The 24,168-nt window shown below is 65.6% G+C and carries 22 protein-coding genes; 14 read left to right on the top strand and 8 right to left on the bottom strand.

From position 1 onward, the window contains the following. Positions 1-153 precede the first annotated feature (153 nt). Positions 154-1,752, bottom strand: a complete 1,599-nt coding sequence (locus FNJ47_RS28330; RefSeq protein WP_163159094.1) for an OprO/OprP family phosphate-selective porin — start codon at positions 1,750-1,752, stop codon at positions 154-156. A 344-nt stretch (positions 1,753-2,096) separates the two neighbouring features. On the opposite strand from FNJ47_RS28330, the gene FNJ47_RS28325 reads away from it, so the two are divergent. The 5 genes from FNJ47_RS28325 to FNJ47_RS28305 all read left to right on the top strand — a co-directional run bounded on the left by FNJ47_RS28325 (position 2,097) and on the right by FNJ47_RS28305 (position 7,180). Further along, on the top strand, positions 2,097-3,455 hold the full coding sequence (locus FNJ47_RS28325) for a DegQ family serine endoprotease (protein ID WP_163159092.1): 1,359 nt from the start codon (positions 2,097-2,099) through the stop codon (positions 3,453-3,455). A gap of 58 nt (positions 3,456-3,513) precedes the next feature. Beyond that, the gene (locus FNJ47_RS28320) at positions 3,514-4,797 is read left to right on the top strand and encodes a replication-associated recombination protein A (RefSeq protein WP_165445911.1); all 1,284 of its coding nucleotides are present in this window, start codon (positions 3,514-3,516) and stop codon (positions 4,795-4,797) included. A gap of 161 nt (positions 4,798-4,958) precedes the next feature. Then, positions 4,959-5,867, top strand: coding sequence for a LysR family transcriptional regulator (locus tag FNJ47_RS28315; protein WP_163159088.1), 909 nt, complete (start codon positions 4,959-4,961; stop codon positions 5,865-5,867). A 101-nt stretch (positions 5,868-5,968) separates the two neighbouring features. Continuing rightward, entirely contained in the window at positions 5,969-6,859 is an 891-nt protein-coding gene (locus FNJ47_RS28310) for an NAD-dependent epimerase/dehydratase family protein (RefSeq protein WP_236000137.1), read from the top strand. A 9-nt stretch (positions 6,860-6,868) separates the two neighbouring features. Further along, positions 6,869-7,180, top strand: coding sequence for a DoxX family protein (locus tag FNJ47_RS28305; protein ID WP_236000136.1), 312 nt, complete (start codon positions 6,869-6,871; stop codon positions 7,178-7,180). Between the two features lie 164 nt (positions 7,181-7,344). Here the strand turns inward: FNJ47_RS28305 and FNJ47_RS50235 are convergent, their stop codons facing one another. Then, a complete protein-coding gene (locus tag FNJ47_RS50235) occupies positions 7,345-7,674 on the bottom strand; it encodes a hypothetical protein (protein ID WP_175068430.1) in 330 nt (109 codons plus the stop codon). Between the two features lie 132 nt (positions 7,675-7,806). Here FNJ47_RS50235 and FNJ47_RS28295 point away from each other — a divergent pair, with 132 nt between their 5' ends. Beyond that, positions 7,807-9,087 (top strand): RluA family pseudouridine synthase, encoded by a 1,281-nt coding sequence (locus FNJ47_RS28295; RefSeq protein WP_163159082.1) that lies wholly within the window; start codon positions 7,807-7,809, stop codon positions 9,085-9,087. A 126-nt stretch (positions 9,088-9,213) separates the two neighbouring features. Then, the gene (locus tag FNJ47_RS28290; RefSeq protein ID WP_163159080.1) at positions 9,214-10,428 is read left to right on the top strand and encodes an amidohydrolase family protein; all 1,215 of its coding nucleotides are present in this window, start codon (positions 9,214-9,216) and stop codon (positions 10,426-10,428) included. Positions 10,429-10,462: 34 nt separating this feature from the next. On the opposite strand, the gene FNJ47_RS28285 is transcribed toward FNJ47_RS28290, so the two are convergent. From FNJ47_RS28285 to FNJ47_RS28270, 4 genes are all read right to left on the bottom strand, one after another. Beyond that, the gene (locus FNJ47_RS28285; protein WP_163159079.1) at positions 10,463-10,921 is read right to left on the bottom strand and encodes a GNAT family N-acetyltransferase; all 459 of its coding nucleotides are present in this window, start codon (positions 10,919-10,921) and stop codon (positions 10,463-10,465) included. Positions 10,922-11,056: 135 nt separating this feature from the next. Continuing rightward, positions 11,057-13,240 (bottom strand): alkaline phosphatase family protein, encoded by a 2,184-nt coding sequence (locus tag FNJ47_RS28280; RefSeq protein WP_163159077.1) that lies wholly within the window; start codon positions 13,238-13,240, stop codon positions 11,057-11,059. Next, positions 13,240-14,979: a multicopper oxidase family protein gene (locus FNJ47_RS28275; RefSeq protein WP_163159100.1), complete on the bottom strand. Its 1,740-nt coding sequence runs from the start codon at positions 14,977-14,979 to the stop codon at positions 13,240-13,242. Before FNJ47_RS28275 ends, FNJ47_RS28280 begins: the two co-directional genes overlap by 1 nt. Positions 14,980-15,391: 412 nt before the next feature. Further along, positions 15,392-15,847, bottom strand: a complete 456-nt coding sequence (locus FNJ47_RS28270) for a hypothetical protein (RefSeq protein ID WP_163159075.1) — start codon at positions 15,845-15,847, stop codon at positions 15,392-15,394. A 70-nt stretch (positions 15,848-15,917) separates the two neighbouring features. On the opposite strand from FNJ47_RS28270, the gene FNJ47_RS28265 reads away from it, so the two are divergent. From FNJ47_RS28265 to FNJ47_RS28245, 5 genes are all read left to right on the top strand, one after another. After that, positions 15,918-16,703 (top strand): ATP12 family chaperone protein, encoded by a 786-nt coding sequence (locus FNJ47_RS28265; protein ID WP_163159073.1) that lies wholly within the window; start codon positions 15,918-15,920, stop codon positions 16,701-16,703. 64 nt (positions 16,704-16,767) lie between these two features. After that, positions 16,768-18,348: a flagellar hook-length control protein FliK gene (gene fliK / locus FNJ47_RS28260; RefSeq protein WP_163159071.1), complete on the top strand. Its 1,581-nt coding sequence runs from the start codon at positions 16,768-16,770 to the stop codon at positions 18,346-18,348. Beyond that, positions 18,345-18,608: an EscU/YscU/HrcU family type III secretion system export apparatus switch protein gene (locus FNJ47_RS28255; RefSeq protein ID WP_163159069.1), complete on the top strand. Its 264-nt coding sequence runs from the start codon at positions 18,345-18,347 to the stop codon at positions 18,606-18,608. The genes fliK and FNJ47_RS28255 overlap by 4 nt, the downstream gene beginning before the upstream one ends. A gap of 71 nt (positions 18,609-18,679) precedes the next feature. Further along, on the top strand, positions 18,680-19,492 hold the full coding sequence (gene blaOXA / locus FNJ47_RS28250) for a class D beta-lactamase (RefSeq protein ID WP_163159067.1): 813 nt from the start codon (positions 18,680-18,682) through the stop codon (positions 19,490-19,492). A gap of 81 nt (positions 19,493-19,573) precedes the next feature. Beyond that, positions 19,574-20,230 (top strand): carboxymuconolactone decarboxylase family protein, encoded by a 657-nt coding sequence (locus FNJ47_RS28245; RefSeq protein ID WP_163159065.1) that lies wholly within the window; start codon positions 19,574-19,576, stop codon positions 20,228-20,230. A 24-nt stretch (positions 20,231-20,254) separates the two neighbouring features. On the opposite strand, the gene FNJ47_RS28240 is transcribed toward FNJ47_RS28245, so the two are convergent. Beyond that, entirely contained in the window at positions 20,255-21,610 is a 1,356-nt protein-coding gene (locus FNJ47_RS28240) for an aminotransferase-like domain-containing protein (protein ID WP_163159096.1), read from the bottom strand. 169 nt (positions 21,611-21,779) lie between these two features. Here FNJ47_RS28240 and FNJ47_RS28235 point away from each other — a divergent pair, with 169 nt between their 5' ends. Beyond that, positions 21,780-22,706: a DMT family transporter gene (locus FNJ47_RS28235; protein ID WP_236000135.1), complete on the top strand. Its 927-nt coding sequence runs from the start codon at positions 21,780-21,782 to the stop codon at positions 22,704-22,706. An 89-nt stretch (positions 22,707-22,795) separates the two neighbouring features. On the opposite strand, the gene FNJ47_RS28230 is transcribed toward FNJ47_RS28235, so the two are convergent. After that, the gene (locus tag FNJ47_RS28230; protein WP_163159063.1) at positions 22,796-23,206 is read right to left on the bottom strand and encodes a DUF4260 domain-containing protein; all 411 of its coding nucleotides are present in this window, start codon (positions 23,204-23,206) and stop codon (positions 22,796-22,798) included. 159 nt (positions 23,207-23,365) lie between these two features. Here FNJ47_RS28230 and FNJ47_RS28225 point away from each other — a divergent pair. Continuing rightward, positions 23,366-24,168: acyl-CoA carboxylase subunit beta (locus FNJ47_RS28225; protein ID WP_283811303.1), on the top strand; the 803-nt coding region annotated here is incomplete at its 3' end.

Below are 24,168 nucleotides of genomic sequence, written 5' to 3'. Positions count from 1 at the left end.
CATATGCGATTGCCCTGCCCGCAAGCGGGAGAGGTGCAGCGAGTTCGCCGTCGGATCGATTCGACCTAACATCATCGCACTCTTGCGCGCGACAATAAAAAGGCCGGGAGCGGTGTCGCTCCCGGCCGTTGTCATCGACGAAATCATATCGCCTCAGAACGCAACCTGCGTGCGCAGGGCGACCGCGTCGAACTTCGAGCCGACATCGGCAGTCGAGGTCGCCGAAGCCTGCTTGGAGATATCGCCGTGCAGGTAGTTCAGCATGAATCGGACGTTGTTGTTGACGTACCAGTTCAGCGCGGCGGTGTAGACGGTCTGCCGTCCGCCGGCGATGCCGACTGCCTGACCGACCTGGTCGTTGAGGTTCATCTGGCTGACGCGGCCGGCGATTTCCCAGGCGCCCCAGCCGCCGCCGGCAAGCGAGAATGGATCGTGCGGCTTGATCCCGCCGTACGAGGCCGTGGCCGGGTTGTAGGCGTGATTCTCGCCGGTCAGCACGTAGCCGACCTGCGCATAGCCGCCGTCGAATTTCAGGCTCGGCGCGCCGAACGGCGGCAGCCCGGTATTCGCAGTGCGGTCGACGTTGAACCAGTAGTACTCGCCCTGTGCGATGAACGGGCCATAGGTCGCCGCCGCCTCGACGCCGTAGACCTGCGCGCCGGAGACGTTGGCGATCGCGCCGGTCGAGATCAGCGTCGTCGGATCGATGCGCAGTTCAGGCCGATCGCTCAGCGTGAGCGTCTGCGCCTGCGTCAGCTGGTTGCGCGGCGGCTGCACCAGCCATTCCGCATCGGCGCCGATATGCACCGAATAGTCCTTGCCGCTGATCGGATTGCCGGCGACGCGGACCACCGCGCCATACTGCTCGGACGTCCCGGCCGGGGTGACGCTGGAGGCCGAGTGAATCTGGCCGGTGGTCGGTCCGGTGGCATAGCCGCCGAGCCAGAGTTGGTCGTTCCACCAGCGCGTGCCGATCGCGGAACGGAAGTCGCCGGCCGCGACGTTCTGCGCGATGATGCCGGCCGAGGCGCGCTCCATGAACAGGATGTCGTTGGAGCTGGTGGATTCGTCCATGGTCCAGAGCAGGTCCATGATGCCGGCTTCGATGGCCATCTTGCCGCCGAAAGGCTTGAAGCCGGTGTAGCTCAGATAGGCGTTCTCGACGCCGGAGGTGCCGCCGCCGGGCAGCGATCCGGGTGCTGCGCCGCCGAAGCCGTCGGACGAGCCGCCGAAGTCGTAGATCAGCGCGTAATTCCAGTCGCCGAAGAACTTGCCGACGATGCCGATGCGGGCGCGGCGCAGGTTCTCGCCGCTGTCGAGCTTCTGCGGCGAGGTGCCCGCGGTGTTCGGACGATAGTCGTAGCCGCCGACATCCCAATGCACGCGGCTGGTGATCGCAACGCAGTTCTGTTCGTCCGCGGTGCAGATCGTCGGTCGGTTGTTCGGCAGCGTCACCACGACGCCCGACGGCGCGACCTGGCCCTTCACCGGGATCGCGGCATTTGCGGTTGCGACGCGCGCGGCCTTGGCATCCGCCGCCTTCGCGTTGGCGTTTGCGCTGGCTGCGGTCGCGGTATTGGCGTTGGTCTGCTTCTGGAGTTTGTCGAGCTTCTGCTCGAGCATCTTCAGCTGTTGCTTGAGCAGCGCGATCTCCGCGTCGCTGCCGCCTCCGGCCGTTTGCGAATAGGCCGGCGAGGCGGCAAGCGCCCCTGCAAGCCCGATGGCGATTGCACCAACTTTTGTCGCACCCATTGTGCACCCCTGTTGTGTTTGAATTCCCCACTCACTCACTGAAATGTCCTAGGAGTCGAACGTGACTGACGCACGACAGCGCTTCCAGGCATCGCAGTTCCGCTTGTTGTCCGCAGGCAACAAGCGGAGCGGCGCAGTGAGATGACAGTTATCATAGAAGCTTGGCGGCGCGCTTCAACGCGGCGGCTAGGGGTTTTGCACCGGTCCGGCAGGGGCGGTTTATCGGGCCCGGCGCCCTTCAATTGCCCGGCGAACACGCCTATATTCCGGCGTTTCCTCGAGAGGTGAGAATGCTCCGACCCGTCCGCTTAGCTGCCATATCCGCCCTGTGCACACTGGCTTTCATGGGGAATCTGTCTCCGGCCGCAGCCCAGGACCGCCGCGTGCCGTCGTCGCAGGCCGATCTCCAGCTGTCCTATGCGCCGATCGTCCAGCGGGTGCAGCCGGCGGTGGTCAATGTCTATGCCGCCAAGACGGTGCAGAACCGCAATCCGTTCCTGGACGACCCGATTTTCCGCCGCTTTTTCGGCGTGCCCGGGCAGCAGCCCGAGCAGATGCAGCGCTCGCTCGGCTCCGGCGTCATGGTCGACGGCTCGGGCCTTGTGGTCACAAACAATCACGTGATCGAGGGCGCCGACCAGGTGAAGGTCTCGCTTTCCGACAAGCGTGAATTCGAGGCCGAGATCGTGCTGAAGGACAGCCGCACCGACCTCGCGGTGCTGCGCCTGAAGGGCACCAACAAGGAAAAATTCACAACGCTCGACTTCGCGAATTCCGACCAGCTGCAGGTCGGCGACGTCGTGCTCGCGATCGGTAATCCGTTCGGCGTTGGCCAGACCGTGACGCACGGCATCATCTCAGCCTTGGCGCGCACGCAAGTCGGGATCACGGATTATCAATTCTTCATTCAGACCGACGCCGCGATCAATCCCGGCAATTCGGGCGGCGCGCTGGTCGACATGACCGGACGTCTGGCCGGCATCAACACCGCGATCTTCTCGCGCTCCGGCGGCTCGCAGGGCATCGGCTTTGCGATCCCTGCCAACATGGTGCGCGTGGTGGTGGCCTCCGCCAAGAGCGGTGGCAAGAATGTGAAGCGGCCGTGGCTCGGCGCGCGGCTGCAGGCCGTCACGCCGGAGATCGCGGAGACGCTCGGGCTGAAGTTGCCGACCGGCGCGCTGGTCGCCAATGTCGCGCCGAACAGCCCGGCGGCGAAGGCCGGGCTCAAACTCTCCGACCTGATCGTCGGGATCGACGGCACGGCGGTCGACGATCCCAATGCGTTCGACTACCGCTTCGCGACCCGTCCGCTCGGCGGCAGCGCGGAGATCGAGGTGCAGCGCGCCGGCAAGCCGGTGAAGCTGACCGTGCCGCTGGAGACCGCGCCCGATACCAACCGCGACGAGATCGTGCTGACCGCGCGCTCGCCGTTCCAGGGCGCAAGGGTCGCCAACATCTCGCCGGCGCTCGCCGATGAGCTGCATCTCGACGCCGGCGCCGAGGGTGTCGTCGTCACCGAGCTCGCCGATGACGGCACCGCCGCCAATGTCGGCTTCCAGAAGGGCGACATCATCCTGGCGGTCAACAATGAGAAGATCGCGCGGACCAGCGATCTCGACAAGGCCTCGAAGGCGGGGTCGCGGGTCTGGCGCATCACGCTGGTGCGCGGCGGCCAGCAGATCAACGTGACGCTCGGCGGATGAGCCACAAGTGAGCCCAAAGCAACCGCGGGACGCGACGAACCTGTTCGCCGCGGCGGGGATGGAGCAGGACGCGCCACACCCGCTGCCGGACCGGCTGCGCCCGCGCACGCTGGCCGACGTCGTCGGCCAGGATCATATCCTCGGGCCCGACGGCGCGCTGACCCGCATGCTGGAGACGCGCACGTTGGGCTCGCTGGTGTTCTGGGGGCCGCCCGGCACCGGCAAGACCACCGTGGCGCGGCTGCTGGCGGATGCGACCGAGCTGCATTTCGAGCAGATCTCGGCGGTGTTCTCCGGCGTCGCCGATCTCAAGAAGGCGTTCGACGCCGCGCGTGCTCGCCGCGAAACCGGCAAGGGCACGCTGCTGTTCGTCGACGAGGTGCATCGTTTCAACCGCGCACAGCAGGATTCCTTCCTGCCCGTGATGGAGGACGGAACCGTGGTGCTGGTCGGCGCCACCACGGAGAATCCGTCCTTCGAGCTCAACGCGGCGCTCCTGTCGCGCGCCCGCGTACTGGTGTTTCACTCGCTCGATACGGCCGCGATCGAACGGCTGTTTGTCAATGCCGAGAAGATCGAGGGCAAGAACCTGCCGCTCGATGCGGAGGCGCGTGCCGTGCTGGTGCGGATGGCCGATGGTGACGGCCGCGCCTCGCTGACATTGGCCGAAGAGGTCTGGCGCGCCGCGCGCAAGGGCGAGGTGTTCAATGCCGAACAGTTGCAGGCCATCCTGCAACGCCGTGCGCCGATCTACGACAAGTCGGCCGACGGCCACTACAATTTGATCTCGGCGCTGCACAAGTCGGTGCGCGGCTCCGATCCGGATGCAGCACTGTATTATCTCGCACGGATGCTCGATGCCGGCGAGGATCCGCTGTTCCTGGCGCGGCGCGTGGTGCGGATGGCGGTCGAGGATATCGGCCTGGCCGATCCGCAGGCGCTGGCGGTCTGCAACGCCGCCAAGGATGCCTATGATTTCCTGGGCTCGCCGGAAGGCGAGCTCGCGATAGCCCAAGCCGTAGTCTATCTCGCCACCGCGCCGAAATCGAATGCGGTCTACACTGCGTTCGGTGCGGCGATGCAGACCGCAAAGCAGGGCGGCTCGCTGCTGCCGCCGAAGCACATCCTGAATTCGCCGACCAAGCTGATGAAGTCGGAGGGCTACGGCTCCGGCTATCAATACGATCACGACGCGCCCGACGCGTTCTCCGGCCAGGACTATTTCCCGGAAGCGCTGGGTCGCCAGACCTTCTACGATCCGCCTGACCGCGGCTTCGAGCGCGAGATCCGCAAGCGGCTGGATTACTGGAACAGGCTGCGCAAGGAGCGCGGCGGGAGCTAAAGCGAGATCAGGCCGTGGACCCATTAGCGCGCAGCCATGGCCTGATTGACGCAAGTGAAGCAGATCGGATCGCTGCGATTGCTTTTCGGCGGGATGTTGGCCCACGGCGCTCGACGTACGGCCGCTATCCCCGTTGAGCGCATCCTTTTATGATCGGCCACATGGATATAGCTGGCTTCGACCTCAACTTGATGAAGGCCTTTGATGCGCTGTACGCGGAGCGTCACGTGACGCGCGCCGGATCGCGGATCGGCCTCAGCCAGTCGGCGATGAGTGGAGCACTCACGCGCTTGCGAGAGCTTCTCGGGGATGAGCTCTTCGTGCGAACGCCTTCAGGCATGCAGCCGACGCCCCGCGCCCATGACCTTGCTGGTCCCGTCTCGGACGCGCTCCGGCTTCTCCGGAGCGCGCTACAGGCCGATAGTTTCGACCCCGCGACGGCGGACAATACCGTCACGCTCGCGATGACCGACTATGCGGCGTTCGTCTTGTTGCCGCCGCTCATGGCCCGCCTCAGCGTCGATGCCCCGCACATCAACGTGCGCGTTAGCGGGATGTTCGGACGAGACGAAGCTATCACGCTACTCGACAGCGGCGAGGCGAACCTCGCGATCGGCTTCCCCGTCGAGACGTCGGCGCGCATCATCAGCAGCCCGCTGTTTTTTGAGAGTTTCGCCTGCGTCGTGCGGGAGGGACATCCGGCGTTCGCCGGTGGTCCAAGTCTCGAGGCTTTCGCAGCGGCGCCGCATCTTCTGGTTTCTCCCGAAGGCGACCGCTCCGGGATCGTCGATCGAAGGCTTGCCGATCTCGGCCTCGAACGGCGCGTCGTACTGAGCCTGCCGCAATTTCTGGCGGCACCCTTCGTGATCGCCGGAACCGATCTCATCGCGACGCTGGCCTCTCGGGTCGCACGAAGGTTCGCTGATACCGGAGCTGGAATAGCGATGTACGATCCGCCGCTCGAACTGCCCACCTGGCCGCTCAACTTGATGTGGCACCGGCGGGCGGACACGCATGGGGCTATCGCCTGGCTGCGCGGCATCATCACCAAAATCGCGGCCTCGGCTTGACGCCATCGGCGCGATCGATAGCGCCACATCAGGACTTTCGATTTCCATCCGCGTTGCCGTTCCGCTTTGTTGGATTCACCTGATTTGAAGAGGTGATCGACATGCGAGTTTTAGTAACAGGCGCGACCGGCTTGATCGGCGGTGCGGTAGCGCATCGATTGAAAGAGGGGGGGCATGAAATCGTGGGGCTCGCCCGGTCGGAAGCGAGCGCGGCCAAGCTGCTGAACCGAGGCTTCGCGGTGGAGATAGGTGAGCTTGCCGACCCGGCGAGCTTGGCCTCGGCGGTGCGGGGCGTGGACGCCGTCGTCCATGCCGCTTCGCCCAACGACCAGAACGCTGCGTCTCTCGATGAGATTGCGACGCGTGCAATCCTCGAAGCCCAGCGCGGAACGGGTAAGCGCTTCATCTATACCAGTGGCAGCTTGGTCTACGGCTCCACGGGCGACAAGCCGGCGACCGAGGACACGCCACTCAACCCGGTCGAGATGGTTCGCTGGCGGCAGGCGCTGGAACGCGAGATCCTCGCTGCCGGAGCCGAGGGCGTCCGTCCGGTCGTTATCCGGCCTGCCTGGGTATATGGCAACCGGGGCGGCGCCGCGATGATGATGGTCGCAGCGGCCAAGGAACATGGCGCGGCGCTTCATGTCGGTGACGGTCAAAATCGCTGGTCGACCGTGCATGCCGACGACCTGGCCGATCTCTATGCGCTCGCGCTCGAGCGGGCACCGGCGGGATCCGTCTTCAACGGCGCGCACGGTTCGGCGCCGCGGCTTGTCGAGATCGCACGCACAGCAAGCGAGTTAGGCGGCGCCGGGGGCCGAGTAGCGGCATGGCCGCTCGACGAGGCGCGCAAGGTCCTCTGGGGATTCGCCGATGCGATCGCCTCCGATCAGATCATCTCGGGCGAGAAGGCGAAGCGTGAACTCGGCTGGAATCCCTGGCGGGCATCGATCATCGACGAGTTGCGCGCTTATGCGTTGGCGGTCGCTTAAGTCATGCACATGATATTCGTCAGGTTGCTTGCCGCTGCCTTCGCCAGTGCAGGTCTGTTCAATGCGATCGCGACATCGACGACGCAGAGCAACTTTGTTCGATGGGGGTATCCTGCGTGGTGGTGCCGAGTCACCGGGGGATTGGAAATATCGGCCGCAATCCTGGTCGCTATACCGGCAACCCGTGCGGCAGGTTTGATCCTCTGCGCCGTTATTCTCGCGGCGGCAGCTTTGACCATCCTGCGACATCGGGAGTTTTCCCATCTCGCACCGATCGGTTGCTTTGCCGCGTTGCTCTTGATGGCGATTCGGATGTCTTGAAAGATCGGTGGCTTCCGGGCACTTCCGGAAGCTGCGGCCGGCTTGGAATGCCGAAGGAGAACGAGTCCCCCTTGGCTTCAACCGACGTAAGCAAAAGCCTTGGGGCGAGGAGCATTTGCGAAATTTCGGAATATTAGAAGAATATCCCTGAGTTGCCCGACGTGTCAAGTTGCTTGGTCGAACGCCGGCCGCCGGCTACTTTGCATGGGGTTGTTTTCGATATTTTGGCAACGCCCGCTGCGACGGCCCAAACTTGATACTGCTCCAGCGCGTCGCTCGGCGGGGCCGTATTTGACGTCGCGCTCGACCTTGACGCCCTGGTAGGGCTCCTTCTGTTGCAGCGGTGCGTACAGCGCAGCCGTCTTGGGCGGGTCGACGACGCGGCCGAGTTCCAGGAGCTTCCAGGCCAGATCTTCCGGCATCGGGCTTTGCTGGGCCAGCGCCGGGCCCGTGAACATCAGGGCCGCCGCCAAAGCCGATATCGTCAGTCTCATTCCAAAGCCCCCCGTCGATTGCCGCGCGCGGCCCTAGATGGCCGACGCCGCGCCGGATTCATACCGATTTCGCCGTGACGATTCGCGGCATTTGCGCTAGGCACAATGCAGGTCTGGAGCCGAAAAACCACCATGAGCCGCCGTATCAAGAGAACCACATCGCCGGGCGATCGCGCCAAAGGGCGCGACAAGGGCCGTGACCGCGACCGCGCCGGCGATCGTGGCAAGGAACGTGGCAAGGTCGGATCGGCGCAGCGCAGCCGGAAGCCGGACGATCGCAAGTTCGGTGATCGCAAGCCGGGTGACCGGCCGTTCGCGCACCGCGCGCCGGCCAAGCCGCCGCGCCTAGCCGAGCCGCGCCGCGACCGGCAGGAGCGCGTGGAGCCGGCCGCCGCGAAGCCGGTGAACGAGCAGCCATTGCCGACCAAGGTGCAGACCGTCGTCGTCACGGCCGACGAGGACAACATGCGCGTCGACCGCTTCCTCGAGGCGCGGTTTCCGGGCCTGTCGTTCTCCCATATTCAGCGCATCGTCCGGAAGGGCGAGCTTCGGGTCAACGGCAAGCGCGCCGATTCGAAGGACCGGCTGGAGGAGGGCCAGAGCGTGCGGATTCCGCCGCTGCGGCTCGACACGCCGAAGACTTCAGGCACGCTCTCGGAGGCCGAGGCGAAGACGCTGCAGGCGCTGAAGGACATGACGCTGTACGAGGACGACGACGTACTGGTGCTGAACAAGCCGGCCGGTCTCGCCGTGCAGGGCGGCTCCGGCATGACGCGCCATGTCGACCAGATGCTGGAGGTGATGCGCGACGCCAAGGGACAGAAGCCGCGGCTGGTGCATCGGCTCGACCGGGAGACCTCGGGCTGCCTTCTGATCGCCAAGACGCGCTTTGCCGCCACCGCACTGACCGGCTCGTTCCGCCATCGCTCCGCGCGCAAGATCTACTGGGCGCTGGTCGCCGGCGTGCCGAAGCCGAAGCAGGGCCGGATCTCGACCTACCTCGCCAAGGAGGAGAGCGAGGAGGACAGCATCATGCGGATCGCCGAACATGGTGACGAGGGCGCAAGCCACGCCGTGACCTATTACGCCGTGGTCGAGGCCTCCGCGACCAAGCTCGCCTGGGTCTCGCTCAAGCCGGTGACCGGCCGTACCCATCAATTGCGCGCCCACATGGCGCACATCGATCACGCCATCGTCGGCGATCCCAAATACTTCAACAAGGAAAACTGGCAGCTGCCCGGTGGCTTGCAGACCCGGCTGCATCTGCTCGCCCGCCGCATCGTGATTCCGCATCCGCGCGGCGGCGTGATCGATGTCAGCGCGCCGCTGCCGCCGCACATGCTGCAATCCTGGAATCTGCTCGGGCTCGAGGCCGACCGCTTCGACCCGATCGAGAACGCGCCGGAGGAGTGACGAGGCGGGCCGCGTCGCCTCACTATCCCTCGCGCACAGCAAGAACGATCAAACCGCGCCACACACAGCCTCTATGTTGCCGCGCGCCGGGCCGTTGCCGGCGTGCAATGCTGAAAGAGGCTGTCCATGACCGGGATCTGGCTACGCGTCGCGCTTGTTCTCATTGGCTTGGCCGCCACCTCGGCGCCGTCTGACGCCGAGACCGTGGTGCTCCGCGGCGGCACGCTCTACGCATCGGCCGATGCCGCCGCGCTCCCTGATGCCGTGATCGTGATCTCGGACGGTGTCATCAGCGCGGTCGGAAAATCCGGTGAGGTCGCCGTGCCGTCCGATGCGCAGGTGATTGATTGCAGCGGCAAGACCGTTGTTGCCGGGTTCTGGAACAGCCATGTGCATTTCACCGAACATGTCTGGCACAATGCCGGCGCAGCGCCGGCCGCGCCGCTGACGCAGCATATGCAGGAGATGCTGACGCGCTGGGGGTTCACCACGGTCTGGGACCTCGGCTCCGATCCAAACAACACGCTGCCGCTGCGCAAGCGCATCGCGGCGGGCGAGGTCGCCGGTCCCACCATCCTGCTCGCCGGCAACATCTTCCCGAAGGGCGGGCATCCCGTCTATGTCCCGAGCGAGGTCCAGCTGCCCGAAGTCGCCACGCCCGAGGAGGCGACGAAATGGGCGCGCGACTGGCTCGCGATGGGCGAGGACGGCATCAAGCTGTTCACCGGCGCTTTCATGGGCGACAAGCCTGTCATCAACATGGACCCGGCGATTGCGAAGGCGGCCGTCGACGTCGCACATGCGCAGGGTCGGCCGGTGTTCGCGCATCCGCAGAACAAGGTCGGCGTCGAGACGGTGATCGCATCCGATGTCGACGTGCTCGCCCACACCACGCCGAGCGAGCGCGCCTACACCGACGACCAGCTGGCACGGTTCAAGGCGCAGGGCACCGCGCTGATCCCGACGTTGGCGTTGTTCACCACCGTCGTGCTCGATCCCAACGTCACCAACCGTCTGATTGCTGCAACCGTCAACCAGCTCAAGCAATTCTCCGACAACGGCGGCACCGTGCTGTTCGGCACCGATGTCGGTTTCACCACGCAATACGACACTACGCAGGAAGTCCAGCTGATGCACCGCGCGCTGTCGGAGCGCCAGGTGCTGGCCTCGCTGACGATCAACCCGGCGCGGTTCTTCAAGGCTCCCAAGAAGGGCAAGGTGGAGCAGGGTTTCGACGCCGATCTCGTGGTGCTCGACGGCGATCCGCTGGCCGACGTCGCCAATCTCGCGAAGGTGAGCACCACGATCCGCGCAGGCCACGTGATCTATCAGAAACCGTGAAGCCGACCGGAGACCATCTCCGGCCTAGCAGGCGTCAGAGCATCAGCTTGTAGCCGATGTGGCTGCCGACGAATCCAAGCCGTTCGTAGAAGCGGTGCGCATCGGGGCGGCCCTTGTCGGTGGTCAGCTGCACGAGATGGCAGCCCCGCGCTCTGCATTGCGCGATCGCCCATTCGAACATCTGCTGGCCGACGCCCGAGCTGCGGTGCGCCTCAGCAATTCTGACCGCCTCGATCTGTCCGCGCCAGGCACCAAGCCGCGCCAGTCCGGGGATGAAGGTGAGCTGCAACGTGCCGATCACCTCGTCATCGAGAGTCGCCACCACCTGCTGCTGATTGGGATCGGCGATGATGGAATCGAATGCATCGACATATCTGCGGTTCGGCGGCGAGCTCGCATCCTCGCGCTGCTGTCCGAACATATCGTCGGCGAGCAGGGCGATGATTGCGGGCAGGTCGGCGGCTTGAGCCGGGCGGAAAGCGATTGAGGGCATTGAACGGGATTCCACTGCGACGAGGTCGATGTCGCCGGGCACGTTACGCGCACAGGTGATGGACATCCAGCCCGGCAAAAACGAAATCCGCCGGCCTTTCGGGCCGGCGGATTGGTGTGTCGCGAGGTGCGGTCGTCAGTCGTTCCAGTTGCCGCCCTGATCGTTGCCGTCGCCATCGCCGTGATGGTGATGGCCGCCGCCGTCGAAGTTGAAGAAGTCGAAGAGGTCGCTGAGCGCCGGGCTGTTGACCGGAACATAGGGATTGCCGGGCGCCGCAACCGGGTTCGGGAAGTTGTCGCGGCTGCGGTTGGTGATCGGCTCGAGGCGCCAGTTCCGCTCGATGAATTTGAGGATCGAGACGTGATCGGCATATTCATGCGAGATGTGGCCCTGCCGCGCGAACGGCGACACCACGATCAGCGGAATGCGGGTGCCGTCGCCGAAGTAATCCAGCGGCTGCACATAGCCGGAGTCGAAGTAGCCGCCGCCCTCGTCGAAGGTGATGAAGATCGCGGTGTCCTTGGCGTAGTCCGAGGCCTGGACCTGGTCGACGATCTTCTTCGCGAAACCTTCGAACAGGTTGAGCTTGGACGACGACGGGTGGCCGTCGGTGAAGCCGCTCGGCTTGACGATGGAGACCGCCGGCAGCGAGTGCTTGGAGAGGTCAGCGTACAGATCAACCGAGTCCTTGATGTGGGCTGCGACCTGCTCCGGGTGTGACATGATCGAGGTGTCGTACTGGAACGGATTGCAGATGTTACAGTACTCGTCGGCGGTCGGACCGGCGACGCCCCAGTTGAGCTGGTAGGGATCGTTGACGTAGTTGTTCCACTGGTCGCCGTAGTACTTCCAGGAGATGTTGCGCTCGTTCAGGCTGTCGCCGATGCTCTTGCGGGTCGACGGCGGGATCGTGAACGGCGTGTTGGACGGGTTGGTGTCGGTGTAGGCGTTCTTGCCGTTGCCGAAATAACCCGGATTGTAGTTGTTCAGCAGATAGTAGTGGCCCGGTTCGCAATTCGCGTTGATCCGGATTCCCTTCAGATAGTCCAGGATCGGCTTGACGCCGGGCTGGGTCGGATCCGAGCAGTCGCTGTAGGAGCCGCCGCCGGACACCGGGCTCGTCTGGTAAGGCGCGGGAAAGCCGCCATTGCCGCCGGCGCCGTAGCCGTCTTCGGTGTACCAGTTGTTGGTGCCCATTGCCGGATTCGGATTCTCGATTTCATGCACGATGCCGGCATCGGGCGTACCGCCGAAGACCTGCGTGCCGTTCGGCGGGACCGCGGCGTTACCGTAGGTGTCGCTGAAGTAGATCATGTCGGCATGGCCGAACATGATGTGGTTGGCACCGGTGCCGCCGTTGACGGACTGGTGGAAGTTGTCGCTCATCGCGTATTTCTGCGCCAGCGAGGTGAAGTAGGGCACGTCACCCTTCTGCACATTGTAGAAGCCGAGCGCCGTCGAACCTTCACCCGTGGTGGTCGCGGTCGGCGAATACTCGGTGGAGAAGTTGGAGGGCTGCGTCGCGCCGTTGGCGCCGGCGCCGACGGTCACTTCGACCCAGGCGAACAGGTTGCCGCCGCAACCCGACGGATTGTCGCGGCTCGCCGCCGAGTGGTTGCAGTTGAGCTGCTGCCACATCTGGTAGAAGCGATGCACCGGGCTTGCCGAATAGGAGTCGTAAGGCATCGCATCGTTGTTGGTGAGCTGGAACGGTCCGGCCGGCAGCGCGCTGACATTGGTGATGCGCTGATCGGGGGTCTGCGAGGTCTGACCGGTACCGCCGGACAGCAGGAACTGGTAGTAGTCGCTCGGCAGGCCGGATTCCGACTGCTGCGCCAGTGCAAGCGACGCCTCGCAGGTGGTGATAGGCGAGCTGCCGCACTTGTTCGGGATGTAGGCGACCTTGGGGCCGCCGACCAGCGGCGCCGGCAATTGATCCTTGGGGAAATTCTGCTTCGGCGGGCTCAGCAGGAACGCATCGGTCAGGCCGGTATCCGTCGCCGCCTGCTGATGCGCCTTCTCGAAGTTCGGCCCGGGGACCGCGTTCTTGTTGTGATCGAGCTTGACGATGCCCTGCGAGAGCAGGTTGAACACGCTCTGGTCGCGCCGTTCGGGCACGTAGGTCGCGAACACGTGGTCGAAGCTGCGGTTCTCGCCGACGACGACGATCACGTGCTTGATCGGCGTCCGGGTCTCGTGTCCACCGTGGCGATTCCAATCCTCCGCAAGCACCGGGCCGGCGGTGAATTGACCCAGCGCAAGTGCGCTGAGGGTGAGGCGGCATCCCTGCAGCCAACGTGACTTGTGCCTGTCGCGCATTAAAGCTCTCCTTTTTGCTCATTGAGCGGCTTGATGGAACTTGCAGTGTCTCTCGGTGCGACCCTGATCCGCCCCATCATGCCGCCGTCTTCGTGCTCGAGGACGTGGCAGTGGTAGACGAAGGTGCCGACGATGTTGGGATCGCGGAAATCCATGCGCAGGCGCACGCTCGGGTATTTCAGCATCCGCCCGTTGTAGTAGGGCACGTTGACGGTATCGCGCAGGAACGGCTCGTTGACGGCGACGCCGGACCAGTCGAGCAGCTGGAAGTGAAGCTGATGGATGTGAAAATCGTGCAGCTCCATTGAGCGGTTCTCGATGATCCAGTCCTCGACGTCGCCTTGCCTCACGGTGATGTCGGGAACGTCCGATTGTGGGTCGAACGGCTTCGGGGTCTCGCCGTCGAGGGTTATGAAGAACTTGGTCGGACTGTTCGGATCGTTCGGATTCTCCGGTTGTTCGGAGAAGAACAGCTTTCTGACGCGCACCGGTGTGACGTTGCCGACCCACGGTCGCTCCGGTCGCGGCAGCGGCTCCGCGTGCGCGGGCAATGCGGCCTGCGGCGCGGCGGCATCGGCTGAGGCGGTGATCGCCACCAATGCGCGATTGGGGTCGTTCTCGCCGGCGGGCCCCGTGTCGACCGCGCGCGTCACCAGCAACGCCGACGTGCCGGCCGGCGGTCCTTCGACAATGAACTCGGCGCGCGAGCCCGGCGGCAGGCCGATATGGTTGACCCATTGCACCGGCGGCGATGGGCTTCCCTGGAATTGCAGCGGCACGCCGTCGAGGGCGACGATGCCGATCTGCTGCGGTGTACGGCCGACCAGCAAAGCGAGGTTGAGATAGGTGATCGCGGAGGCGTTCAGCACGCGCCAGAGCTGCCGCTCGCCCGGCTTCATCTTGAGCTGAGCCGGCGGATAGTTCGGATAGGGCACCGGCACGAAATTGACCGAGAGATCCTTCGACGGTTTGCCGAAGCCAGTGCCGGAATTGGCGACGTCGCCATCATTGTCGAGCTGGCTCTTGGTCATGACCGGCTCGGATTTCGACGGCGGCGCGTCGGGATTGACGAGATCCTGGTCGCGGATGACCAGCACGCGCTCGGGCAGTCCCGCGAGCTGTGGATCGGCGCGCTCGATGCCCTCGATGATCAGCGCGCCGGAGGCGCCGCCGAGCACCTGCGTCTTGCTGAAGCCATGCAGATGCGGGTGATACCAATAGAGGCCGGGTGGCGCGTCGTCCGGAATGCGCAGGCGATACTCGAACGGCGGATCGTCGGGCTGGATCGAGGTTTTCAGCACATCATCCTGGTGGCAGACCGGCGGCACGGTCAGCCCGTGGAAGTGCAGATTGGTCGAGATCGGCGTCATCGCGCCGCTCGCGCAGGCGTCGACTTTCGGCCTGGTCGTGCAGATCGGCGCGCCGGCGAGCGGCTTGTCGATCGCGGGCGTTGCCGTATCGAGGTCGACGAGGTCGTTCTTGAAATGGATGACCAGCTGATCGCCGGGCTTCAACCGCAAGGTCGGTGACGGCTTGCCGTCCGATGTGAGATAACAGTAGCGGCTTGTTCCATCCGGCAGCTTCTCGTCGTGGACACTGAGATCGGTTTCGAGCACGCCGTCGCGGCTGCGCAACTCGCCGGGCTCCGCGAGCACGCTTCCGGGCTCGGGCCGCGCGCAAACGTCTCGTTGCGTTTGTGGCGTAGCCTGCAAGCCCGTCGCACCGAGCCAGGCCGTCATGCCGCTCACGGCAAGCCCGAGGCAAGCCGCGACGATGACACAACAAACGGTCGAAAGTCGTCGCGCCACGCCGCCCCGCTTATACGCCGCCACGCGCGCGCAAGCGCGCGACCGACGTCACGCGTGACGTCAGTTCACGTCTTGCGACCGCAACGGTCGGCAATGCTTATGTTTGGTGTCGGAAAGCTAGCGGCGCGTTGTTGCCGAAATCTGGCAGGTTCTTAACACGCGGATGACAGCAATTTGCGGCACTTCGACGCACAGCGCGGGCGGGATGTTCAAACCTGCTGAGCGATCAATCGGATGGACCATTCGCGGACTGAATTGTGGAGGAAGCAGGATGCGCAGGCAATCGTCAGATATTTTTTCGGTGTCGCCGATCGTGTCATGTGCCGTCCTGTCGAGGGCGACATCAACGCCTGAACTGCACCAGAAACATCCGCAACGAATCGTGCGGGCTCTCGACGTCCGCAATCACCCAGCCGTCGGGGCCGTTGACGACGATGAAGTTGAGGGTGACCGCGCGGCCCTCATTGTCGAATGTCACTGTCACATCGGTCTGGTCGAATTGCCGGCGCGGGATTGCGATCGAGATCGGGCCGATCCGCCAGGTCGGGCTCTGCACCAGGAAATCGTAGGGTGCGTCGTGCAGGGCGATCCAGGCGCCGCGCAGGCTGGAATCGAAGAATTGCCGCGCCGTTTCCTCGTCACGCGGCAGGCCATTCGAAAATGCGGCGCTGCCTTTGCCATAATGGGCGTAGACGTTGCGGATCAGCGATTCCGGTGTGCGGAACCCGGCATCGGCGGCGGCAGCCCAGAAGGCCGCCGCAGCCAGCGAAAAACCCGCGAGGAATTTGCCGCGTTCCATCAGCTTTATTTGCCGTTGTCCCTGACATATCTTGCAGGCAAATCCTTCCGAACGAAAGCCGGCCGGCGCGATGCGCGAACTCTTCGATGACGTCCCAGACCAATCTCCGCTCGATCCGCAGGAGGCGGTGCGGCGCCACATCCGCACGCCGCAGCGCAAGCGGTTCTACACCAGCGCCGGCGTCGCCGATGCCGATGGCGGATTTTCGATCACGCTGGACGGTAAGCAGATCCGCACGCCGTCCGGCAAGCCGGTCGTGGTGCCGACCCGCGCGATTGCGGATGGGGTCGCGGCGGAATGGAATGCGCAGGGCGAGACCATCGATCCCGTGACCATGCCGCTGACGCGGCTTGCCAACAGCGTGATCGAGGGGGTGATCGATCGCGTCGACGAGGTGGCCGAGGATGCCGCAAAATTCCTCGGCAGCGACCTCTTGTTCTATCGCGCCGGTCACCCCGAGACGCTGGTGGCGCGCGAGGCCCAGCATTGGGACCCGATCCTGTTCTGGGCTGCGGACGCGCTCGGCGCCCATTTCATGATGGCCGAGGGGGTCATGCATGTCGGCCAGCCGGAGCCCGCCATCAAGGCGGCACGTGCGGCGTTCCCGACCGATCCATGGTCGGTCGCGGCGCTCCATGTGGTGACGACGCTGACCGGCTCGGCGCTGCTGGCGCTGGCGCTGGCGCATGGCGTCCGGGACGAGGACCAGGTCTGGGCCGCCGCCCATGTCGACGAGGACTGGAATATCGAGAAATGGGGCGTCGACGAGGAGGTGGCCGCGCGTCGCGCCGCCCGGCAGGTCGATTTCAAGGCCGCCGCCGGCGTTCTCAGGGAGCTCAGGCCTGCTGCCGGTTAACGAGACCTTTACGGCGCCGGGCTAGCCTGCGGGCCGATCCCGCCGCCTGGCTGAGACCTCCGACATGGCTGTTGCCGTCAATCCCGTGCTGCCGGTGCTCGCCTCGAACGAGGCGGGCAGTGTTGCGCCGGACCTCACGCTCGAGGCGGGCAGCATCGTCAGCGCGCAGGTCCTCAAGGTGCTGTCTGCCGACCTGGTGCGGATCGCGATTGCGAGCCTGTCGATCGACGTCCAGACCGAGGTGCCGCTGCAGCAGGGCCAGAACCTGCAGCTCGCGGTGTCGCAGACCAATGACGGCATCCGCCTGCAACTGGTTGGATCAGGCGCGGATGCCGGCGATGCCGTGCAATTATCACCGGCGGCGACCGACGCCACGTCGGTAGCTCAGCCTGCCGCCACGGCGCCGAAGGTTGCACTGACACCGCTGGAGCGCGTCACCATCACCGCGACGGCGCAGACTGCGGCAGCGGTGCAGGGCAGCCAGGCGCCGCTGTTTGCCAATCTCACGGCGGTCGCGACAGCCAATCTGCCGCCCAAGCTACAGGCCGCGATCGCGCAGGTGCTGGCGCAGCAGACCGGCCTCGACGGGACTTTGAGCGGCGCTGCCATCAAGGCGGGGTTTCAGAAATCCGGCCTGCTGCTGGAGGCGACGCTCGCTGCGGGCATTGCGCCGCCGAGCGGCAGCGCGCCCGATCTGAAGGCCGCGCTGATCGTGCTGCGCCAGGCGCTGACCTCGCTCGGTGCCGGCGGTGCTGCCAAGCCTGCGTCGACACCACTTCAACAACCGGCGCTGCCGAGCGTCGCCACGGCGGCGAGCCTCGCGCCGTCGGGCACGGCCGGCCTCGACGTTCAGGAGATATTGCTGCCGCAGGCCCGCGTCCCGGTCGCCGAGGATGTGACCCGCGGCGCCAGCGGGCTGGCCGGCGCACTTGCGGATGCGCTCGATGCCGGCCCGTCCGCGGGCGGCACGTTCAATCTGATCCAGGAAGCGCTGCACGAACTCGGCAATCCGGCACGGCAGGGTGCCGTGCCGCGGGAGATGCTGCCCGGCGATGTGCCCGTACGCGGCAACACGCCGCCACCGCCGTTTCATGGCGCGCTGCCGTCGGCCCAGGCGATTGCAGAGCCGTCGATTGCTCCAGGCACGCCGCTCGCAACCGCCGTGCATCGTCTGTTGGAAAACACCGACGCGGCGCTGGCGCGGCAGACGCTGCTGCAGGTCGCCTCGCTGCCGGGCCACGGCGACGGTGCGCGCACGCAGCTCGACGCGATGGTGCCGCGCTGGAATTTCGAGATCCCGTTCCTGACCCAGCAGGGCACGGCGATGGCGCAGTTCGAGATTTCCCGCGACGGCGGCGGCAACGAGGTCGAAGCCGCCAAGCGGGTGTGGCGGGCGCGTTTCACACTCGACGTCGAGCCGGCCGGGCCGGTGCACGCGCTGGTCTCGCTGAACGGCGAACGCACCTCGGTGCGGATGTGGGCCGAGCGTCCCTCGACCGCCGCGCAACTGCGCGCCGGCGCCTTCGAATTGAGCCAGGCGCTCACAAGGGCCGAGCTTACGCCCGGCGATATCGAGATCCGCGACGGCAGCCCGCCGCAGCCCGCGCCCGCGCGCGCCGGCCATTTCCTGGACCGCGCATCATGAGCGAGACGCAGAACCAGCTCGCGGTCGCGCTGCATTACGACCATGCCGGCGCGCCGCGCGTGGTCGCCAAAGGCAAGGGCGCGATCGGCGCCAAGATCATCGAGGTCGCCAAGGCCAACGACATCCCGATCGAGGAGAACGAAGTCTTGGCCGGCGCGCTCTCCAATGTCGAGCTCGGCGACGGGATCCCGGCCGAGCTCTACAAGGCCGTCGCCGAGGTGCTGGTGTTCGTGCTGCGGATGTCGGGCCGGGCGCGATAACTTTCATTGCCATCCTTTCACCACGATGGCATCCACCATCGTCGTCAACCCGAACCTGTCCAGGACGTATCGTGATCCATCGCCGCCACGCGCTCGGTCTGCTTGCCGCCGCCACCATCCTGCCGTCGCGCAGTTTTGCGAATGTGTCGTACCAGCGCAGCGAGTTTCGCGAGGATTTGCAGAAGCGGTTCTTTGATCTCGGCACTGAGGGCACCTTCGTCGGCTACAAGATCGACGACTATCTGATCATCGCGAGCGACAAGACCCGCTCCGGCGAGGGCAGGCTGCCGGCCTCGACCTTCAAGATCCCGAACGCGCTGATCGCGCTCGAGACCGGCGTGGTGCAGGATCCCGACAAGGACGTCTTCAAGTGGGACGGCACAACCCGCAGCATCGAGGCCTGGAACAAGGATCACACGCTGCGCTCGGCGATCGCGGTGTCGGCCTTTCCGGTGTTCCAGGAGATCGCCCGTCGGATCGGCGAGGAGCGCATGAAGAAGTATGTCGACACCATCGACTACGGCAACCGCGACATCGGCGGCGGCATCGACCAGTTCTGGGTCTCGGGCAATCTGCGGATCGATCCGATGCAGCAGATCGATTTCCTCGACCGGCTGCGCCGCGGCGTGCTGCCGGTCGGCAAGCGCAGCCAGCAGCTGGTGTGCGATATCCTGCCGGTGACGAAGGTCGGCGACGCCGTCATTCGCGCCAAGACCGGACTGACCGACAAGGAGCACGGCTCGCTCGGCTGGCTGGTCGGCTGGTCCGAGAAGGGCAGTGACGTCACGGTGTTCGCGATGAACATGGACTGCAAGACCCAGGCGCAGATCGACGCGCGGCTCAGCGTCACGCAGCAATGCCTCACCGATATCGTCGCGCTGTGATGGGCTGACTTGCGCGCGTCGCGGCTGGTGATCGCCGGTAAGCTCGACTAGCATCCGCCGTAAATCAAAGCGGAGGAAATCATGCGTTCGGCAACAGTCTGGCTCTCATCGCTTACGCTCGCCGCGGCGGGCGGCTGGCTCGCAGCCACGGCCTTTTCGGCGCCGGCCACCAGCAAGGAGCCGCGCTTTCCGCAGCTCACCATGGATCAGCTCAACGATCTGCAGAAGCCGCTCGGCGAGCAGATCATGAAGGTGTCGAGCGTCGGCATCGGCGGTCCCTACAATCCGATCATCCGCAGCCCGGTGCTCGGCCAGCGGCTCTATGATCTCTTCTATTATCTGCGCTGGCAGACCTCGGTGCCGACCAGGCTCAACGAGTTCGCGATCCTGATCATCGGCCGGCAGTGGCGATCGCAGGTCGAGTGGTTCGCGCATGCGCCGCTCGCGGCCAAGGCCGGCCTGTCCGCCGACGTCATCGCCGAGCTGAAGGCCGGCGACCGGCCGTCGAAAATGGCCGACGACGAGGCCGTCGTGTACGACTTCGTCACCGAGCTCACCACGACCAAGAAGGTCTCCGACGAGACCTATACGCGGGCAAGAAAGATCTTCAACGATCAGCAGATCGTTGATCTCACCGCGCTCGCCGGCAATTACGTGATGGTCGCGATGATCCTGGCGATGGCCGAGGAGACGGTGCCGCCCGGCAAGGAGGAGCCGTTCAAGGTCGGGGAGAAGTAGTTCGGCGCATTGATCTGGCGCGCCTCAGCGTCCGATCGCGCGTTGCAAGGCCGGCATTAGTTTCGGATCGCGGCATTGCGCGACGTTGAAGCGCATGAAACCGGTGGCCGATTGTGTGGTGCTGAACACGTTGCCCGGCGCCAGCACGATGTTGTCGGCGAGCGCAGCGCGCGCCACGTCGGCGGAATCGCAGCCGTCGGGCAGGCGGCACCAGAGCTGGAAGCCGCCGCGTGGCATCAGCCACGGCTCGATGCCGATGCGTTGCAGCTTCTCGCCGACGTCGCGGCGGGCGCGCACGAGCCGTCGGCGCAGCTCCTCGACGTGCTTGCGGTAGAAGCCGGTCGCCAGCACGCTTGCGATGATTTCGGTTGCGACCGCGCAGGGGCCGCCGAACCCGGTCGCGACTTGCAGATCGACCAGCTGCTCGATCCAGTCGGCGCGCGCCGCGATGAAGCCGCAGCGCAACGACGCCGACAGCGTCTTGGAGAAGCTGCCGATCCGGATCACGCGGTTGAGCCCGTCGAGGGCGGCGAGCCGCGCCGACGGCTCCGGCTCGAAATCGGCGAAGATGTCGTCCTCGACGATGGTGAGATCGCAGGCGGTGGCGGCATTCAGCACGCGGTGCGCGGTCTGCGGCGACATCGTCGCCCCGGTCGGATTGTGCAGCCCGGACACGGTGATGTAGAGCCGCGGTCGCTCGGCTTCGAGCACCGCCTCGAAGCTTGCGACATCGGGGCCCGCAGGCGTGTAGGGCACGCTGACGAGCTTGACCTGATGGGCGCGCAGCAGCGCGCGGAAATTGAAATAGCAGGGATCGTCGACCAGCACGGTGTCGCCCGGCCGCAGCAGGAAGCGGCAGATCAGGTCGATCGCCTGGGTGCCGGACATCGTGAGCAGCACCTGCTCCGGCGACACTTCGAGGCCCTCGTCGGCGAACCGCGCCATCAGCGTGCGGCGCAGGGCGAGCGAGCCGCGCGTCGCACCGTAATCGGCGAGCACGGCGTCCTCGGCCCGCGCCAGGCCGCGGAATGCGCGCCGCAGCGCCTCGGTCGGCATCCAGTCGGCGGGCAGCCAGCCGCAGCCCGGCTTCAGCGCGCCACTCGCAGCGTCGAGCGATTGCCGCGACACCCAGAACGGATCGACGGCGCGGTCGTGCTGTGGCTGGTCCCGGGCCAGCGACAGCGGCGGCAGCGCCGCCAACGAGACATAGAAGCCCGAGCCCGGCCGCGCCCGGATCAAGCCCTCGGCGGCGAGCCGGTCATAGGCCTCGACCACGGTCGAGGGCGAGACGCCCATGGTCGCGGCAAAGCTGCGGATCGAGGGCAGGCGGTCGTTGGCGACGAGCGCGCGGCTCGCGATCCTTGCGCGGATCGCGTTCATCACGTCGGTGGTCCGGGTCGCCTTCGGTGCCAAAATAGCGCGATCGTTGGATGGTTGCCGCAAGTGTATGCCTACCTTGACCCATACAGCTTGGCGATATTGTATTGATCAGTTACTGCCTTGGCCAGCCCGTCGCCGCTAGCTTCGCCCGCGAAAGACGAGGTGCGCGATGAGCGATTCGAAGACATTGGCGGGGAAGTCGTTGTTGGGGAAATCCTGGGCGGGCGAGGGAAGCGGCGGCGCTTCGCTGGACGGCTGGGGCAGCGGCCTGCTCGGCGTGATCATCTTCAGCGGCTCGCTGCCGGCCACCCGCGTGGCGGTGGCCGGGTTCTCGCCGCTGTTCCTGACCTCGGCGCGTGCGGCGATCGCGGCGCTGCTGGGCGCTGTGCTGCTCGCGGTGCTGCGCCAGCCCTGGCCGGAACGGCGCGATCTGGTGTCGCTGACCATCGTCGCGCTCGGCGTCGTGATCGGCTTCCCGCTGCTGACTGCGCTGGCGCTCCAGCACATCACCTCGGCGCATTCGATCGTGTTCATCGGGCTGTTGCCGCTGTCGACCGCTATCTTCGGCGTGCTGCGTGGCGGCGAACGGCCGAAGCCGCTGTTCTGGCTGTTCTCCTGCATCGGCAGCGCGACGGTCGGTGCCTTCGCTCTGTCGGGCGACGGATCGGCGTCGCTGACCGGCGATCTGCTGATGGTCGCGGCCATCGTCGTCTGTGGCCTCGGCTATGCCGAGGGCGCGGCGCTGTCGCGCCGGCTCGGCGGCTGGCAGGTGATCTCCTGGGCGCTGGTGCTCTCGGCGCCGGTGGTGCTTTTGATGACGATCATGACGCTGCCGCCGAGCTGGCAGGGCATCGGCGCGCCGGCCTGGCTCGGGCTCGCCTACGTCTCTGTTTTCAGCATGCTGGTCGGCTTTGTGTTCTGGTATCGCGGCCTTGCCATCGGCGGCATCGCCAGCGTCGGCCAGTTGCAGCTGTTGCAGCCGTTCTTCGGCCTCGCGCTGGCCGGGCTGCTGCTGCACGAGCCGGTTGCATGGTCGATGATCGCGGCGACCATGCTCGTCGTCGTCTGCGTGGTGTTCGCGCGGCGATTTGCCTGACGACTGCCCCTCCTCATGGTTCGAGGTGCGCGGAACGCGCGCCTCAAACCATGCGGAGAGGAGCGGCCCGCCCAGCAGGACGCCGCCCCTCAGGCCGGCTCCTGCGCTCTCCCGATTCGCCCGAGATGGGTGAAGCCGAACCCTCTGGAATATTTCAGCCCGTAGCCGAGCGCGCGGTCGATCCCGATATGGGCGAGCCAGATCATCGCGATCGAGAGCACCAGCGGTCCTTCGCCGGCAAAACCCAGCGTCATCAGCGCCACCGGCGCCATATAGGTGTGGGCGGCGTTGTAGGCGATGGCGCCGGCCCGCGGGCTGATCAGGTAAGCCGCAAAGCTTAAGTCCGGCACCAGGAACAGCAGGACATAGATCAGCCAGGACCCCTCCCACTTGTAGTAGAGCACGGTCATCCCGACGAACAGTACCAGCCCCTCCAACCGGAGCAGGGTACGCACCCCGCCGGTCGCAGCGCCAGTCGTCTCAGCAGTCGTATCGGTCATTGCCGTCTCCCCAGATGTCGGAAAATCCTACCATTTTGGCGCCCAAACCCGTTCACAAGCGCCTTTCCGGTTCCGAAATGGCCGTGCTAAAGCCATTCCGAACGAAGCGGTCCCGGCCTCGGCGGGGACGCGGACTGTAGCTAACACGGGCGGAAACAAATGAAAGATATCCTCGATACCCTCGAAGAGCGGCGCGCCGGCGCCAGGCTGGGCGGCGGCGAAAAGCGCATCGAGGCGCAGCACGCCCGCGGCAAGCTGACCGCCCGCGAGCGGATCGAGCTCCTGCTGGACAAGGGCTCGTTCGAGGAATTCGACATGTTCGTCGAGCACCGCTCGATCGAGTTCGGCATGGAGAAGAGCAAGATCCCCGGCGACGGCGTCGTCACCGGCTGGGGCACGGTCAACGGCCGCAAGACCTTCGTGTTCGCCAAGGACTTTACTGTGTTCGGTGGCTCGCTCTCCGAAACGCACGCGCTGAAGATCACAAAAATTCAGGACATGGCGATGAAGGCGAGGGCGCCGATCATCGGCCTCTATGACGCCGGCGGCGCGCGCATCCAGGAGGGCGTCGCTGCCCTCGCTGGCTATTCCTATGTGTTCCGCCGCAACGTGCAGGCCTCGGGCGTGATCCCGCAGATCTCCGTCATCATGGGCCCCTGCGCCGGCGGCGACGTTTATTCGCCTGCGATGACCGACTTCATCTTCATGGTGAAGAACACTAGCTACATGTTCGTCACCGGCCCCGACGTGGTGAAGACCGTCACCAACGAGGTGGTGACGGCCGAGGAGCTTGGCGGCGCCTCGGTGCACGCGACGCGCTCCTCGATCGCCGATGGCGCGTTCGAGAATGACGTCGACGCGCTGCTGCAGATGCGCCGGCTGATCGACTTCCTGCCGTCGAACAACACCGACGGCGTGCCGGAATGGCCGAGCTTCGACGATATCGGCCGGGTCGACATGTC

The sequence above is a fragment of the Bradyrhizobium uaiense genome (assembly GCF_010811875.1).
Classification (GTDB): Bacteria; Pseudomonadota; Alphaproteobacteria; order Rhizobiales; family Xanthobacteraceae; genus Bradyrhizobium; species Bradyrhizobium uaiense.
The sequence above is the reverse complement of the archived record's forward strand: the minus strand, read 5'-3'. Positions and strand labels throughout refer to the sequence as shown.